Origin of the sequence: Acinetobacter sp. WU_MDCI_Abxd143, from assembly GCF_025514195.1 — a bacterium.
In the GTDB taxonomy this organism is placed as follows: domain Bacteria; phylum Pseudomonadota; class Gammaproteobacteria; order Pseudomonadales; family Moraxellaceae; genus Acinetobacter; species Acinetobacter pittii_H.
Genome location: NZ_JAHPTH010000001.1, coordinates 857,849 through 872,412, shown reverse-complemented (window position 1 = coordinate 872,412; position 14,564 = coordinate 857,849). Strand labels below are relative to the sequence as shown.

General features: G+C 38.7%; 18 protein-coding genes and 1 tRNA gene. 16 read left to right on the top strand and 3 right to left on the bottom strand.

Annotation, left to right across the window (positions count from 1 at the left end):
* Nucleotides 1-100 precede the first annotated feature (100 nt).
* The 12 genes from KTI79_RS04080 to KTI79_RS04025 all read left to right on the top strand — a co-directional run bounded on the left by KTI79_RS04080 (nucleotide 101) and on the right by KTI79_RS04025 (nucleotide 10,416).
* A complete protein-coding gene (locus KTI79_RS04080) occupies nucleotides 101-1,477 on the top strand; it encodes a Do family serine endopeptidase (protein WP_017399257.1) in 1,377 nt (458 codons plus the stop codon).
* Nucleotides 1,478-1,598: 121 nt separating this feature from the next.
* Nucleotides 1,599-2,051 carry an acyl-CoA thioesterase gene (locus KTI79_RS04075; protein ID WP_016140289.1) on the top strand — a complete coding sequence of 151 codons (453 nt, stop codon included), beginning with the start codon at nucleotides 1,599-1,601 and terminating at the stop codon, nucleotides 2,049-2,051.
* A gap of 175 nt (nucleotides 2,052-2,226) precedes the next feature.
* The gene (lepA, locus tag KTI79_RS04070) at nucleotides 2,227-4,044 is read left to right on the top strand and encodes a translation elongation factor 4 (RefSeq protein WP_016140290.1); all 1,818 of its coding nucleotides are present in this window, start codon (nucleotides 2,227-2,229) and stop codon (nucleotides 4,042-4,044) included.
* A 75-nt stretch (nucleotides 4,045-4,119) separates the two neighbouring features.
* Entirely contained in the window at nucleotides 4,120-4,947 is an 828-nt protein-coding gene (lepB, locus tag KTI79_RS04065) for a signal peptidase I (RefSeq protein ID WP_262468267.1), read from the top strand.
* A 24-nt stretch (nucleotides 4,948-4,971) separates the two neighbouring features.
* Nucleotides 4,972-5,346: a DUF4845 domain-containing protein gene (locus KTI79_RS04060; protein ID WP_032053055.1), complete on the top strand. Its 375-nt coding sequence runs from the start codon at nucleotides 4,972-4,974 to the stop codon at nucleotides 5,344-5,346.
* On the top strand, nucleotides 5,318-6,010 hold the full coding sequence (gene rnc / locus KTI79_RS04055; RefSeq protein ID WP_005067830.1) for a ribonuclease III: 693 nt from the start codon (nucleotides 5,318-5,320) through the stop codon (nucleotides 6,008-6,010). The genes KTI79_RS04060 and rnc overlap by 29 nt, the downstream gene beginning before the upstream one ends.
* An 11-nt stretch (nucleotides 6,011-6,021) precedes the next feature.
* A complete protein-coding gene (gene era / locus KTI79_RS04050; protein ID WP_014207367.1) occupies nucleotides 6,022-7,044 on the top strand; it encodes a GTPase Era in 1,023 nt (340 codons plus the stop codon).
* Nucleotides 7,045-7,068: 24 nt separating this feature from the next.
* Nucleotides 7,069-7,272 carry an NF038104 family lipoprotein gene (locus KTI79_RS04045; protein ID WP_005067833.1) on the top strand — a complete coding sequence of 68 codons (204 nt, stop codon included), beginning with the start codon at nucleotides 7,069-7,071 and terminating at the stop codon, nucleotides 7,270-7,272.
* A 9-nt stretch (nucleotides 7,273-7,281) separates the two neighbouring features.
* Nucleotides 7,282-7,995: a DNA repair protein RecO gene (locus KTI79_RS04040; protein ID WP_016140294.1), complete on the top strand. Its 714-nt coding sequence runs from the start codon at nucleotides 7,282-7,284 to the stop codon at nucleotides 7,993-7,995.
* 13 nt (nucleotides 7,996-8,008) lie between these two features.
* Nucleotides 8,009-8,734 carry a pyridoxine 5'-phosphate synthase gene (gene pdxJ, locus KTI79_RS04035; RefSeq protein ID WP_002118629.1) on the top strand — a complete coding sequence of 242 codons (726 nt, stop codon included), beginning with the start codon at nucleotides 8,009-8,011 and terminating at the stop codon, nucleotides 8,732-8,734.
* A 6-nt stretch (nucleotides 8,735-8,740) separates the two neighbouring features.
* The gene (locus tag KTI79_RS04030; RefSeq protein WP_032053057.1) at nucleotides 8,741-9,385 is read left to right on the top strand and encodes a tRNA-(ms[2]io[6]A)-hydroxylase; all 645 of its coding nucleotides are present in this window, start codon (nucleotides 8,741-8,743) and stop codon (nucleotides 9,383-9,385) included.
* A gap of 272 nt (nucleotides 9,386-9,657) precedes the next feature.
* The gene (locus KTI79_RS04025; RefSeq protein WP_032053059.1) at nucleotides 9,658-10,416 is read left to right on the top strand and encodes an SDR family oxidoreductase; all 759 of its coding nucleotides are present in this window, start codon (nucleotides 9,658-9,660) and stop codon (nucleotides 10,414-10,416) included.
* A gap of 168 nt (nucleotides 10,417-10,584) precedes the next feature.
* Here KTI79_RS04025 and KTI79_RS04020 read toward each other — a convergent pair.
* Nucleotides 10,585-10,660 (bottom strand) — tRNA-Asn (locus KTI79_RS04020).
* Between the two features lie 46 nt (nucleotides 10,661-10,706).
* On the opposite strand from KTI79_RS04020, the gene KTI79_RS04015 reads away from it, so the two are divergent.
* Nucleotides 10,707-10,853 carry a hypothetical protein gene (locus KTI79_RS04015; RefSeq protein ID WP_079284123.1) on the top strand — a complete coding sequence of 49 codons (147 nt, stop codon included), beginning with the start codon at nucleotides 10,707-10,709 and terminating at the stop codon, nucleotides 10,851-10,853.
* Between the two features lie 41 nt (nucleotides 10,854-10,894).
* Nucleotides 10,895-11,326 (top strand): hypothetical protein, encoded by a 432-nt coding sequence (locus tag KTI79_RS04010; RefSeq protein WP_032053061.1) that lies wholly within the window; start codon nucleotides 10,895-10,897, stop codon nucleotides 11,324-11,326.
* A 15-nt stretch (nucleotides 11,327-11,341) separates the two neighbouring features.
* Here the strand turns inward: KTI79_RS04010 and KTI79_RS04005 are convergent, their stop codons facing one another.
* The gene (locus KTI79_RS04005; RefSeq protein ID WP_032053063.1) at nucleotides 11,342-11,779 is read right to left on the bottom strand and encodes a PaaI family thioesterase; all 438 of its coding nucleotides are present in this window, start codon (nucleotides 11,777-11,779) and stop codon (nucleotides 11,342-11,344) included.
* A 239-nt stretch (nucleotides 11,780-12,018) separates the two neighbouring features.
* Between KTI79_RS04005 and KTI79_RS04000 the strand changes: the two genes are divergently transcribed.
* Complete coding sequence (locus KTI79_RS04000; RefSeq protein WP_032053065.1) at nucleotides 12,019-12,861, top strand: DMT family transporter; 843 nt, start codon at nucleotides 12,019-12,021, stop codon at nucleotides 12,859-12,861.
* 52 nt (nucleotides 12,862-12,913) lie between these two features.
* Here KTI79_RS04000 and KTI79_RS03995 read toward each other — a convergent pair whose 3' ends face one another.
* Nucleotides 12,914-14,149: a pyridoxal phosphate-dependent aminotransferase gene (locus KTI79_RS03995; protein ID WP_002118408.1), complete on the bottom strand. Its 1,236-nt coding sequence runs from the start codon at nucleotides 14,147-14,149 to the stop codon at nucleotides 12,914-12,916.
* A gap of 207 nt (nucleotides 14,150-14,356) precedes the next feature.
* Between KTI79_RS03995 and KTI79_RS03990 the strand changes: the two genes are divergently transcribed.
* A complete protein-coding gene (locus tag KTI79_RS03990) occupies nucleotides 14,357-14,536 on the top strand; it encodes a hypothetical protein (protein WP_002118942.1) in 180 nt (59 codons plus the stop codon).
* Nucleotides 14,537-14,564: the final 28 nt, after the last annotated feature.

Genomic DNA, 14,564 nt, shown 5'->3' with positions numbered 1-14,564 from the left:
GACGTATTACAAATAAACATATTGTTACGCACAACCTCAAAGCGTTGTGATACAACAGTTTTATTCTTATTCTCGTAGACCAATTGTGGGTGAGCACCGAATGAAATCTCGCTATTTACAACAAGGAATGTATGCAGCGGTATTTACAGTTGCTGCTGTTCAAGCAAATGCTGCTGTTGATTTTTCAAATCTTGTTGAACAAGTTAGTCCAGCAGTCGTGAGTGTAAATGTCGTAAAAAAAATGACTCAGGATGAACTATTGCAGCAGCAAGTTCCTGAAATTTTAAAACGTTTCTTTGGCAATCAGGTCATCATTCCACAGCAACAAGGTCCACAAGAAAAGACAGCTTACGGAAGTGCATTCTTTATTAGTAAAGATGGTTACCTACTTACTAACCACCATGTGATTGAAAATGCCTCTCGTATCAGCATCACTCTAAATGACCGACGTGAAATTGATGCAACCGTGGTGGGTAGTGATGAGCGCACAGATGTTGCATTGTTAAAGGTCAATGGAACTAACTATCCAGCTTTACGAGTAGGAAATGTTGACCGTTTACGTGTCGGAGAGCCAGTTTTAGCAATTGGTTCGCCGTTTGGTTTTGACTACTCCGCTTCGGCAGGTATTGTCAGTGCAAAATCACGAAACATGAGCGGTGAAACTTCGGTGCCATTTATTCAAACAGATGTGGCTTTAAACCCAGGTAACTCAGGTGGTCCATTATTTAATCAAAATGGTGAAGTGGTCGGGGTAAACTCTCGAATATTTAGTGGTACTGGCGGCTATATGGGCTTGTCTTTCTCTATTCCGATTGATGTAGCTATGGATGTTGCAGACCAGCTTAAAACAAAAGGTAAAGTAACACGCTCTTACCTTGGTGTGATGATGCAAGATATTGACCGAAACCTTGCTGATGCCTACAAATTACCAAAACCTGAAGGCGCTTTAATTACTCAAATTTCTCCGAACTCACCTGCACAAAAAGCAGGGCTAAGAGCTGGTGATGTAATTTTAAAACTAAATGGTGCACCTGTACTTCGTACGAGTGATTTACTGTACGCATTAAACAAAGTACAGCCAAATCAAACCGTTCAGTTTGAAGTATTACGTGATGATAAAACACGCAATATTTCAGCGACCTTAACAACTGCACCAGATGAAACGCCTGCCACTGGTACAAAAGGTGCTGCATCTAAAGGGCCAGTTCTAGGCATGAGTATTCGTGATTTAGCTGAACCGGAAAAAAATGCGTTGAGCGTGAAAGGCGGTATTTATGTACAAGATGTTCGCCGTGGTGGTTTAGCGTCACTGTCAAATATCATTCCGGGTGATGTGATTACTCAAGTCAATAATAACCAGATTTTAAATAGTCAGGATTTTGCAAAAGTTGTTTCTAACTTGCCGAAAAATACAGTAGCACGTGTTGCTATTATTCGTCAGGGACAGCGCGCAATGCTTGGTTTACGTATTCAATAATCTTCAACCAGATTACTAAGCCACCCTAAAATGGGTGGTTTTTGTTATTTAACTTGAGCGTTTAGCGATATCTACCTACACTTATTTGAGTTTTAAGGTTAATAAATAAGAGTGTTCATTTGTGAGTAGTATTTTTGATTTACATATTGAGGTGCAGCCACATCACATTGATGCGTTAGGACACGTAAATAACGTAATGTATGTTCAATGGATGCAAGATGTAGCTGCTGCCCATGTTGAAACTTTGGGAGTAGGGGTAACTAAATATCTTGAGTTAAAACATGCCATGGTCGCGGTTGAGCATCATGTGCAATATCGTAAAGCTGCATTTGAAGGCGAAAAAATTGTATTACGCACATGGTTAGATGACATTAACGCGCTTTATTCGTTCCGCCAGTATGTGTTTTTTCGCCCATCAGATCAGGCAGTATTATTTGTTGGAAATACCAAATGGGCATGTATTGAAATTGCTTCAGGTCGTCCTAAACGAATGTCGCCAACTTTTACTCATGCATATACGCCGCTTGATTCAAGCATAAATCCTTATGATTTTACCGTTTCCTATGCTCAATAGTTGGACGTAATACGCTTACTTTGACTGTCCTTTTTTAAAACATAAGTACAAAGCTCATGATTATTTTGGATACTTTAAAATATGCATCTGTTATAATCTCACGCAATTTATTTAACCGCTTTGGCTGTGTATTAAAACAAGCTACATAGCACTCTATATTTTCTCAAGGTAACCCATGGCGCAAGCTAAAAAATCCGTCGATATCAAAAATATACGAAATTTCTCGATTATTGCCCACATTGACCATGGTAAGTCTACATTGGCTGACCGTTTTATTCAGATGTGTGGTGGTCTACAAGATCGTGAAATGCAAGCTCAGGTCTTGGACTCAATGGAGCTTGAGCGTGAACGTGGGATTACCATTAAAGCCGCTTCCGTCACGCTGTATTACACTCATCCAAATGGTCAGGAATATCAACTAAACTTTATTGATACACCTGGGCACGTTGACTTTTCTTATGAAGTTTCTCGTTCATTAGCTGCATGTGAAGGTGCGCTATTGGTTGTAGATGCTGCACAAGGTGTTGAAGCGCAATCAGTTGCAAACTGCTATACAGCAATTGAACAAGGTCTCGAAGTTCTTCCTATTCTAAATAAAATTGATTTACCACAGGCTGAACCTGAGCGTGTAATTCATGAAATTGAAGAAATTATCGGGATTGAGGCGACAGATGCACCGACTTGTTCAGCAAAGACTGGTTTAGGTGTTGAAGGTGTACTCGAGCGTTTGGTTGATGTTATTCCAGCACCAGAAGGTGATCGTGAAGCGCCATTACAAGCATTAATTATCGACTCATGGTTTGATAACTACTTAGGCGTAGTTTCTCTTGTTCGTATTAAACAAGGTCGTATCCGCAAGGGCGACAAAATGTTGGTTAAATCGACAGGGCAAACTCATCCGGTCACTTCTGTGGGTGTATTTAATCCTAAGCATACCGAAACAGATATTCTTGAAGCTGGTGAAGTAGGTTTTGTTATCGCGGGTATTAAAGATATTTTTGGCGCGCCAGTAGGTGACACTATTACACTTGCGTCTACACCGGAAGTTACAACTTTACCTGGTTTCAAAAAGGTTAAACCGCAGGTATATGCTGGTCTTTTCCCGATTGATGCGAGTGACTTCGAACCATTCCGTGAAGCACTACAAAAATTACAGATCAATGACTCGGCTTTATTCTTTGAACCAGAAAGTTCAGATGCTTTAGGCTTCGGTTTCCGTTGTGGCTTCTTAGGTATGCTACATATGGAAATTGTACAAGAGCGTTTAGAACGTGAGTATGATCTTGATCTCATCAGTTCTGCACCTACTGTAATTTATGAAGCATTAACCAAGAAAGGCGAAACGATTTACATCGATAGTCCATCAAAAATGCCGGATGGATCGACTGTAGAAGATTTGCGTGAACCAATTGCTGAATGTCATATCCTTGTTCCTCAAGAATACTTAGGGAACGTAATGACGCTCTGTATCGAACGCCGTGGTGTACAAAAAGATATGAAATTCTTGGGTAACCAAGTTTCTATTACTTTTGAAATCCCGATGGCTGAAGTCGTTATGGATTTCTTTGACAGATTAAAGTCATGCTCTCGTGGCTTTGCATCGCTAGACTATAACTTTGTACGTTTTGAAAGTTCAGCTTTAGTTAAGGTTGATGTGTTAATTAATAGCGAAAAGGTTGATGCCTTGGCTATGATTTGTCACCGTAATGATGCACGCCATCGTGGTATTGCATTGGTTGAGAAAATGAAAGACTTAATTCCTCGCCAAATGTTCGATGTTGCTATTCAGGCAGCAATCGGTGCGCAAATTATTGCCCGTTCTACCGTAAAAGCGATGCGTAAAAACGTATTGGCAAAATGTTATGGTGGTGACGTTTCGCGTAAGAAAAAACTACTTTCTAAACAAAAAGAAGGTAAGAAACGTATGAAACAAGTGGGAAGTGTTGAAATTCCACAAGAAGCGTTCTTGGCTGTATTGAAAGTAGAAAGATAAGAAATGAGGGTGGGGAAAGTGAATAATTTCCTTTCCCCACTGTAATACAAGCAGCGAGGCTGCGAGTGAGGTCATGTGGATTTTGATTTTAATTTAATTCTTGTTCCAGTTACGCTGATTCTATTTGCAGTGTGGTTGTTAGATAAACTTGTATTAAAACAGCGTGCAAATAAAGGACGCGGGAACGAAAATTTTGTCATTACATGGGCCTATGACTTTTGGCCAGTTTTAGCTGTAGTACTTGTACTTCGTTCATTTCTTTATGAACCGTTTAATATTCCGTCGGATTCTATGGTGCCAACTCTAGAAACTGGTGATTTTATTCTGGTGAATAAATTTGATTATGGTGTGCGTTTACCTATTGTTAATAAAAAAATTATTGATGTAGGTGAACCGAAGCGTGGTGATGTAATTGTATTCCGTTATCCACCTCAACCGACTATTAGCTATATTAAACGTGTAATCGGTTTACCTAGTGATCATATTGTTTATGACCATGGGCAATTGATTATTAATGGGCAGAAAGTACCGAAAGTATTAACACAATTCAGTCGTGAAAAAGATGTGATGGATACACCAACGTCTATTTATCATAAAGAGACGATTGGTGAGCATACCTTTACGATGCGTGAGCTTGAAGGCGTAAATGTGGCGCGTCAAGCACCGTTTATCAACTATGTTGAAAATGGTAAATATGCGAACCAAGACGGTTTATATTGGGAAGTGACTGTTCCAAAAGGACATTACTTTGCAATGGGGGATAACCGCGATCAAAGTGCAGACAGTCGTTTCTGGGGGTTCGTTCCTGAAGAAAACTTAACAGGACGAGCATTCTACGTGTGGATGCATAAAGAACCGGGTTTACACCTTCCTAACTTTAGCCGAAATGGAAAAATAGATTAAAAACAACCATTAGGAAAAAAAGAAATGCGTAAGGCACAACAGGGTACTTCGTATTTAGCAATTTTATTTGGGGTGGTTATATTTGCGATTGCAGTAAAAGCTGTACTTGCAGTTTGGCCAGCATATTGGGATGATCGGCTGATTAATAATCAGATAGAGGAGCTTTTACAAGAAAGCTCTTCTGAGATCACACCACAAAAGTTTGTAACACAAATGGATCAGCGACTCGAAATGAACAATATTCGTGATCTCCAATTTAAAGAGATCGCTCAAGTGTTTAATCAGTCAGGTCTAACGGTCAAAAAGAAATATGAAGTAAGAAAACCTTTCTTATTCAATATTGATTTAGTTTTAACATTTGAGAAGAGTTTTGATAAAACATCAGTTCAAACTAAGTGATCCTCGCTTACTGAGTCGAATCGGATATCAATTTAAGCAGCTTGAATTGTTACAGTTAGCATTGACTCATCGTTCGGTGAGTCACAAATACAATTACGAGCGCTTAGAGTTTCTCGGCGATTCATTATTAGGCATGATAATCGCTAATTATCTATATCATGCCTATCCAAATGAAAATGAAGGTCGTCTCACGCGTATGCGAGCGACTTTAGTTCGTCAGGAAGCTTTAGGTAAGATTGCAACAGATTTGCAACTTAGTCGGTGTTTAATATTAAGTACAGGCGAGTTGAAGTCTGGCGGTCATCATCGCGAGTCAATATTAGCAGATACGGTAGAAGCGATTATTGGTGCAATCTATCTTGATAGTGGTGATCTCAACTTACTTAAAGATATTGTGCTAAAATGGTACATACCCTATTTAGACCATATAGAACCTACGGATCAACTCAAAGATCCGAAATCACGTTTACAAGAGTATCTACAAGCACGTAAAAAACCTCTCCCTGTTTACGAGGTTGTAGATATTCAGGGTGATGCACCTCATCAGCACTTTAAAGTGGAATGCGTGGTAGATGGTTTACCGAAGATTTATGGTGAGGGTTCAAGTCGTCGTTTTGCCGAGCAGGCAGCAGCGGCGGAAATTTTAAAGTTATTGGAGCAATAACCTGCATGTCGATGCATTCTGATCAAATCAATCCAGATTCAAATGAAAACCAAGATCCTAATAATCTGATTGATCAATTTTTTAGTTCCAAAGGCGTAACAATCCCTTCGGATTTTAAGAGCGGATTTGTGGCGATTGTGGGACGTCCAAATGTGGGTAAATCTACCCTCATGAACCATTTATTGGGTCAAAAGCTCTCTATTACTTCGCGTAAACCTCAAACAACACGTCATAAAATTATTGGTATTGATTCACGTGAAAAAATGCAGGCGGTATATGTAGATACCCCGGGTATGCATAAAAAAGAAGTGCGTGCTATTAATAAAATGATGAACCGCGCTGCGCACTCTGCATTACGTGACGTTAATTTAGTTTTATTCGTTATCGATGCTTATAAGTGGACTCAAAACGACGATTTAGTGCTTGAAAAACTCAAGAACGCTGAAATGCCGGTTATTTTAGTTATTAATAAGGCTGATACGTTTGAAGATAAAAGAGAGATTCTTCCTCTCATTCAAGAACGTGCCAAACTTATGAATTTTGCTGAGATTGTTCCTGTTTCTGCATTACGTGGAGCAAACTTAGAACACTTAAGTGAAACGATTGAGAAGTATCTTCCTTATCAACCACCTTTGTATTCATTTGATCAGATTACTGACCGCTCTGAGCGTTTCTTGGCGAGCGAAATCATTCGTGAAAAAATCATGCGTCAGTTGGGTGAAGAGCTTCCTTATGATTTAACAGTACAAATTGAATCTTTCAAAACGGAAGAGGCAACTGTTAATGAAAAAACTGGTCGTTTAAAACCAGCTTGTACCTATATCGATGCAACGATTTTTGTAGACCGCGCGGGTCAAAAAGCCATTGTAATTGGTGAGAAAGGAACCAAGCTTAAAACGATTGGTATGGATGCTCGAAAAGATATGGAAAAAATGTTTGAGCAAAAAATTATGCTCACACTTTGGGTAAAAGTGAAGGGTGGCTGGTCTGATGATGAGCGTGCTCTAAAAAGCTTAGGATATAGTGATATCTAAAGGATAAGGATTAAGGATACTGGTATGAAAACAATTACATCATTAATCGCTATAGTTGGATGTACATTGATGTTACAAGGTTGTGTATATAAGCTTGTAACCGTACCAGTAGGTATCGCCTATAAAACTACCAAAGGTGTAGTTAAAGGTACAGCAGCTGTCGTGGGTGCTGTGATTCCTGACGGTGATGATGAGGATGACAAAAAAGAAAAAGAATCTGAGGAATAGATTCTTTTTATGATGCGCAATGAAGTCCTCCATGGATATATGATTCATCACCGTAAGTACCGTGAAAAAAGTCATATTGTGCATCTTTTTACTCAGGAATATGGACGAGTCGATGGCATCTTAAGGCAGACTCCGCCTCCTCAATATCAGCCTATTCGACTGCAAGCCACAGGTAAAAGTGAACTCAAAAATTTTACTAAGCTGGAAATATTAAATCAGCCAGTTTTCTTTTTTGGTGATGCTTTTTTTGCTGGTTTTTATTTAAATGAAATTGTTCTTAGACTTTGCCCATTAGAAGAGGCAATGCCACAAACTTTTGAGCAATATCAATTAACTTTGCTTCAATTACAGCAATTATCTTCCCACGAAAATCCTGATCTTTTTCTGAGACAGATTTTGCGCCAGTTCGAACATGTTTTGCTTCCTGAGCTGGGTTACGCGATTGATTTCTCAATTGATACTCAACAACAGCCAATACAGGCTCACCAGTTTTATCAATTTCAGGTAACTGAAGGTTTTGCGCCCGTTGTTCAGGCAAGCCGTTCTTCATTGTCAGGTAAAGCAATTTTATCTATGTTGGATTATGAGCAAGGCCAGGATTTTTCTCACGAACAATTGCAATTATTAGGTAAACTATACCGTCAAATGATTACATCGCTTTTAGGAGATCGTCCCCTAAAAAGTCGACAATTGTGGATTCAAAATACTCAAACTCAATCGTAATTAGGATTTATTTATGGCTGCATTGCTTGGTGTAAACATAGACCATGTTGCTACTTTGAGACAGGCGCGCGGTACTACTTATCCAGACCCTGTAGAAGCTGCTCTTATTTGTGAAGAAGCAGGTGCAGAGGGGATTACTTTGCATTTGCGTGAAGACCGTCGCCATATTCAAGATGATGACGTACGCCGCATGCGTCCATTATTAAAAACGCGTATGAACCTAGAGTTGGCTGTTACTGATGAAATGGTCGAGTTTGCGAAAGAAATTCAGCCGCAGCACGTGTGTTTTGTGCCAGAAAGACGCCAAGAAGTAACAACTGAAGGTGGTTTGGATGTAGTGGGTAACTTTGAAAAAGTTAAAGCAGCAACTCAAACTTTAGCGGCCATTGGTTGTGACGTATCATTATTTATTGATGCTGATTTAGCCCAAATTGATGCAGCAGTTGCGTGTGGCGCACCTACGATTGAGTTGCACACGGGTGCATATGCAGATGCGGAAACGGAGCAAGATCAACAAGCCGAGTTAGAGCGTATTATCAAAGGTGTTGAGTATGCAGCTTCAAAAGGTTTGGTTGTAAATGCAGGTCATGGCCTTAACCTTAAAAATATTGCGCCAATTGCAGCTATTCCACAAATTCATGAATTAAACATTGGTCATTCAATTATTGCTGAAAGTGTTTTTGTAGGTCTGGTTCAAGCTGTTAAAGATATGAAAACAGCGATTCAGGCAGCAGGATAGTTGGTTATGTCGAATATCAATTACGATGAATTAATGCAACCTGTGGTGGCCTTTTTAGGATGTCAAACACCAAATGCATGGTTGGATGAGGCAATCAATAATTTAGATATCTTGATGCAAGATCATGCTAATTGTGAAAAGAAAGCTGCTAGTACAGCAATGAACTTAATGTTCCGCTATAGCTTCTTTCCTGACTTACAAGTAAAACTTGCTCAACTTGTACGAGAAGAAATGCTTCACTATGAACAAGTACTTGAGCTTATGGCTAAGCGCGGTCAAGAGTGGACTGGTTTAAGTGCTGGACGTTATGCAGGTGGGTTGCGTAAAGAAATCCGTACGTATGAGCCTGAAGCTTTAATTGATGTGCTGGTGATTGGTGCATTCGTAGAGGCTCGCTCATGTGAGCGTTTTTATGCACTTGCACCGCGTGTAGATGATGAGTTAGGACGTTATTATCGATACTTGCTTAAGTCAGAATCTCGTCATTTTGAAGACTATCTTGCACTTGCGCTTGATGTGGCAAAAACTGCAAAAATGAAAGATCCTAAAGAGGATATTCAACAGCGAATAAATCATATCCGTGAAGTTGAGAAGAATCTGATTTTAACACCAGATGATACTTTCCGTTTTCATAGTGGTATTCCTGCTTAGTCTTGGATGTCTCAAATAAAAAAGTTTACCTTTCACGGTAAACTTTTTTATTAGGTGAGTATTATCTCTTTGGCGGTAAGCATGTTCTGCTTTTAGTTTTTTAATGCATATAATTATTTAATAAATATATTTTTTCTAGATTTTAATTTCTCTTAAAATGTTTAAAAAACTTTTATTTTTTTAGGCTAATAATAAATATTGTGTAAATATAAAGGCTGATATGTTCATCATGAGTTCAACTGAAATAGTTGATCATTTCTAAGGATATAAGAATGTTAGCATTAGTTACAGGTGCCTCAGCGGGTTTTGGTTATAGCATTTCAAAAAAGCTGATTGAGTTGGGATATAACGTTATTGGTTGCGGAAGACGAGCAGAAAAACTAGAAGAACTAAAACAAGAGCTTGGTGAGAAATTCTACCCATTAGTATTTGACATGACGGATACCGCAGAAAATATAAATAAAGTATTGGTTGATTTACCAGTCGAATTCCAAATCGGTCAAATTGATTTATTGGTGAATAATGCTGGATTGGCATTAGGATTGGAACCCGCAGATAAAGCAGAATTAGATGATTGGTATACGATGATTGATACCAATGTTAAGGGGCTTGTTACGATTACCCGATTAATTTTACCAAGTATGGTAAAGAAAAAATCAGGTTTGATTATTAATATGGGCTCAATTGCAGGTACATATCCATATCCGGGTGGTAACGTGTATGGGGCAACCAAAGCATTTGTGGAGCAATTTAGTCTAAATCTTCGTGCTGATTTGGCTGGTACTGGTGTGCGCGTAACTAACATTGAACCAGGGTTGTGTGGAGGTACTGAATTTTCTCTTGTGCGTTTTAAAGGTGATGAGGATAAAGTAAACAGTCTATATGATAAAAAGAATCCACTTTTGCCTGAAGATATTGCAAATACAGTAGCTTGGATTGCTTCACAACCTCCACACATTAATATTAATCGTATTGAAATGATGCCGACCACTCAATCTTTTAATCCTTTAAAAGTGGTTGAGGTGGAATAATAATTTGAGAAGAAAATAGATTCTTTAGAGTTAGGTTAGAGCGTTAAATCTAATAAAGACTCTAAGAAAAATTAAATCCTCTATCTGTTGATAGAGGATTTTTTTATAGTTATTGATAAATTTATGGCAAAAAAAAGCCCGCTTTAATGCTGCGGGCTTTTTAGTATTTGGCTCTCCCACCTGGGCTCGAACCAGGGACCTGCGGATTAACAGTCCGTCGCTCTACCGACTGAGCTATGGGAGAATCTGCATGCGATTATAAGGAGATTTTGAGAAGGGTCAAGTCTAAATTGTCATGTTTACTTCATTTTTGTGTCGTATGCTTTTTATTTGATCAGTTGAGTGGTGGGTTAAGAAATTACTTGCACTTTAAAAAATCAATTGCTAGATTCAAAAAAGAACAAGCGTTTGGAGAAATCCAAACAGTGTGGATTTAAACCAACTTGCCAGCACTAAAATGGCTAAATCGGAGATAAGTATGAAAACGCTTACGATCGCTTCTATTTTTTCTAATTTTGATTTCTATCAACACAATTATCTCAATATCTTAAATCAATCAGAATCCTATTACACACTTGTAGAAGGTGCATGGATTAATGCTTATCCTTTCAAAAAGCAGGATTTATATTTAGGCGATTTATTGCAGCTTTGGTTTAGCGCTAAATGGAATGTGCATAATTCACTTAAGATTTTAAAAAGCTCGAAACTACTAAAATCCTCTGAATCTTTATATATTTTTCAATTAGAAGGGGAGTTATTGCTGGGTAAAAATAAAGTTTTAGCTTGGTCTGTAGAGCATCAAGAAATTATAGAACTCCAACTTAAAAATATTTGGGCGCCATATGTGATTGCACAAACTTGTGAACGTCCAGATAATTCAGATGACTCAATAAAAAAGGCAGCGGTTTAAGGCTGCCTTTAATAATTATGGACGGATAATCATGCAGGTTGCTGTTGCATAGGCATACAGTTTACCTTCCTCATCAATAATCTTTCCTTCAGAAATACCTAAATTTTTACTTAAATTAATAACCTTGCCTGTTGCAATTAAAGCCTGATTTTTGGGAATAGGACGGCACATTTTTACGTTAAGGTCGATTGTGCCGTAACCTACACCCGCAGGTAACATTGTATGTACTGCGCAGCCAGTCACTGAATCTAGAACTGTAGCAGCAAAACCGCCATGTACGCCACCGAGTGGATTTAAATGGTTATGATCTGCTTGGGCTCTAAAGGTAACAGATCCTTCTGAAATTTCAGTAGGTTGCATAGGTATTGTTTTACTAATGCTGGCAGGTGGAATATGGCCTTCTACCATTGCTTGTAAAAATTCAAGGCCAGTCATTTCCATCGGATTTTTCATTTTTGGGGTCCTTTAATTCTTAAAGTTCTAAAATGGAACTTGATATTAGCCTATTATTAAGTTATCGATAAGTCAATTCTATAGTTAAAGATTGAACTGATAAGTTGAATCTTAAAAACTTGTCCAATTAATATAAAGTTCCTTTATTATAAAAATTGAATTAAATGAGTTGTATAATGAATTAGATAGATAAGCGGGTCTTCTTATACACTATAAAAAATAACAGGAGCATAAGGACAATGCTTTTTAAAATTGCACTAGCAATGATGGGTTTTGCAGCGAATTCTGTATTATGCCGTTTGGCTTTGGCAGGCCAACATATTGACCCAATGACTTTTAGCCTCCTACGAGTAGCAAGTGGTGCAGTTGTTTTATTGGGACTTTTTTTATATTCAACATCGTCTCAAGCCAAAGTCCAGTGGAACCTAAAAAATGCACTTTTTCTAGCGGTTTATATTTTGGCATTTTCGTATGCTTATCTTCAAATCGACGCTGGTATTGGTGCTTTGTTATTGTTTGGGGTTGTACAGCTGACTATGGTGCTTTACGGCTATTGGCAGGGTGAGCAGATTGGCATATACCGTGGTATAGGCTTATGTATTGCTTTGGCTGGAATCATTGTTTTGCTATTACCGGGTGCTCATACACCTAATTGGGGATATACTCTAATTATGGCGATATCTGGTTTGGCATGGGCGGGATACAGCATCGCGGGTCGTAATATGATGCAGCCTATTGGTAGTACGTTGGCAAATTTTATGTTAGCTGTGCCAATGGTTTTGTTGGCAAATATATTACTTGCTCAAGAGCGCTACATTGACTTGCAAGGATGGATTTTAGCGGTTTTGTCGGGTGGTGTTACTTCAAGTGGGGCTTATGTACTCTGGTATGCGATTCTGAAGCATATTGATCGGGTGACTGCCAGCACAGTACAGTTAAGTGTGCCATGTTTAGCGATTATAGGGGGAAGCCTATTCGTAAATGAGGCTGTGACGGGGCGGGTGATTTTATCGAGTGTTATGGTTTTATTTGGAATCTTATTAGTTATTTATGTAAGACCGCAAAAAGCCAAAAATGCATAAGTGAATTAAAAAAGGGTTCTCTCAAGAGAACCCTTTTTATGCAAAATGCAGATTATTTTGCAGCTTTTTCAGCTTCAATTGAAGCAATAGCAGCGTCTACACCTTCAATTGAGTCAGCAGCTTTTTTGATACGTGCTAACGCATCAACGAGTACTTCGTCAGCTGTTGCATATGAAATACGCATAAAACCGCCTAAACCAAATGCATCACCAGGAACAACTGCTACGCCAGTTTCTTCTAGTAACCATTCAGAGAACTCTGTGCAAGATTTTAAGCCTTTTGCACGAATAAGAGGGCGAATGTTTGCATAGGCATAGAAAGCGCCATCAGCAGGTAAGCAAGAGATACCTTTAATATCATTTAAGCCATTTACAACTAAGTCATGACGGCGTTTAAACGCTTCAATCATAGGTTGTAAAACGTCTTGTGGACCATTCAATGCAGCTTCAGCAGCAACTTGCGAAATAGAAGTTGGGTTAGAAGTTGACTGTGATTGGATCTTTTTCATTGCACCAATGATTTTTGCTGGACCGGCTGCATAGCCAATACGCCAACCTGTCATTGCGTATGCTTTAGAAACACCGTTTAAAACAATCGTGCGGTCATATAAATCTGGAGCAACAGTTGCGATGTTGTAGAACTCATCTTCCCAACGAATTGGTTCATACATATCGTCAGATGCAACAAATACTTGTGGATGACGACGTAAAACTTCAGCTAAAGCTTCTAATTCAGCTTTGCTATAAATCATGCCTGTTGGGTTAGATGGACTGTTTAATACAACTAAACGAGTGTTAGGTGTAATCGCAGCTTCTAATTGTTCAGGAGTGATTTTGAAGCGTTGATCTTCGCCACATTTCACAATGACTGGAGTACCTTCAGCAATAATGACCATATCTGGATAGCTTACCCAGAAAGGTGCTGGAATGATCACTTCATCGCCTTTGTTTAATAGAGCAAGTGCCAAGTTAAAGAAGCTTTGCTTACCACCACAAGAAACCAAAATCTGGTTCGCTTGATAATCAAGATTATTATCACGCTTAAACTTAGCAATAATTGCTTTTTTTAACCCAGGAGTACCATCTACAGCCGTATATTTGGTGAAACCATTATTAATCGCTTCAATTGCAGCATCTTTGATGTGTTGAGGGGTATCAAAATCTGGCTCGCCAGCACCTAAACCAATCACGTTCTTGCCAGCAGCTTTAAGCTCAGCAGCTTTATTCGTTACAGCAAGTGTAGGGGACGGTTTGATAGCATTGACACGATCAGAAAGACGTACGTCCACGGCAATATTCCTCTTATGGGATTAAAAATAAAAAGCATCCTATCTTATCGCAAAAATTAAGCAATTTGCGGAAGTGATTCCTCTCAGATGTAAAAAAGTTTAGTTTGGTAATAAACTTAAGCAAGATTTATACAATTAAAGCTTTTTTGAAAAGAAATGATAAAAATCATTTATAATAGGTCGCAATCGAAATTTCGAGAATGAATCATGACTGAGCAACAGCCAAAACAGAAAAAGGCTTTGGTGAAATTGCCATTTCCAATGCCGAATGAAAGCAATCAAGCAGATGATGCGGTACACAACCAAGTGCGTCCAAAACCAGAGCAATACGCGGATAGAACATGGATGCCTCCACGTGGTACGCGTCGTTCTATGGGAAAACGCTAATTTTGAAAAACAGGCAATATGCCTGTTT

What these genes read in the sequence shown, in the direction of transcription:
- KTI79_RS04040 (WP_016140294.1), top strand. Translation starts at nt 7,282, where the DNA reads ATGATGCGCAATGAAGTCCTCCATGGATATATGATTCATCACCGTAAG.
- KTI79_RS04060 (WP_032053055.1), top strand. Translation starts at nt 4,972, where the DNA reads ATGCGTAAGGCACAACAGGGTACTTCGTATTTAGCAATTTTATTTGGG.
- KTI79_RS04045 (WP_005067833.1), top strand. Translation starts at nt 7,069, where the DNA reads ATGAAAACAATTACATCATTAATCGCTATAGTTGGATGTACATTGATG.
- KTI79_RS04080 (WP_017399257.1), top strand. Translation starts at nt 101, where the DNA reads ATGAAATCTCGCTATTTACAACAAGGAATGTATGCAGCGGTATTTACA.
- KTI79_RS04030 (WP_032053057.1), top strand. Translation starts at nt 8,741, where the DNA reads ATGTCGAATATCAATTACGATGAATTAATGCAACCTGTGGTGGCCTTT.
- era (WP_014207367.1), top strand. Translation starts at nt 6,022, where the DNA reads ATGCATTCTGATCAAATCAATCCAGATTCAAATGAAAACCAAGATCCT.
- lepA (WP_016140290.1), top strand. Translation starts at nt 2,227, where the DNA reads ATGGCGCAAGCTAAAAAATCCGTCGATATCAAAAATATACGAAATTTC.
- KTI79_RS04005 (WP_032053063.1), bottom strand. Translation starts at nt 11,779, where the DNA reads ATGAAAAATCCGATGGAAATGACTGGCCTTGAATTTTTACAAGCAATG.
- KTI79_RS04000 (WP_032053065.1), top strand. Translation starts at nt 12,019, where the DNA reads ATGCTTTTTAAAATTGCACTAGCAATGATGGGTTTTGCAGCGAATTCT.
- KTI79_RS04025 (WP_032053059.1), top strand. Translation starts at nt 9,658, where the DNA reads ATGTTAGCATTAGTTACAGGTGCCTCAGCGGGTTTTGGTTATAGCATT.
- KTI79_RS03990 (WP_002118942.1), top strand. Translation starts at nt 14,357, where the DNA reads ATGACTGAGCAACAGCCAAAACAGAAAAAGGCTTTGGTGAAATTGCCA.
- pdxJ (WP_002118629.1), top strand. Translation starts at nt 8,009, where the DNA reads ATGGCTGCATTGCTTGGTGTAAACATAGACCATGTTGCTACTTTGAGA.
- KTI79_RS04010 (WP_032053061.1), top strand. Translation starts at nt 10,895, where the DNA reads ATGAAAACGCTTACGATCGCTTCTATTTTTTCTAATTTTGATTTCTAT.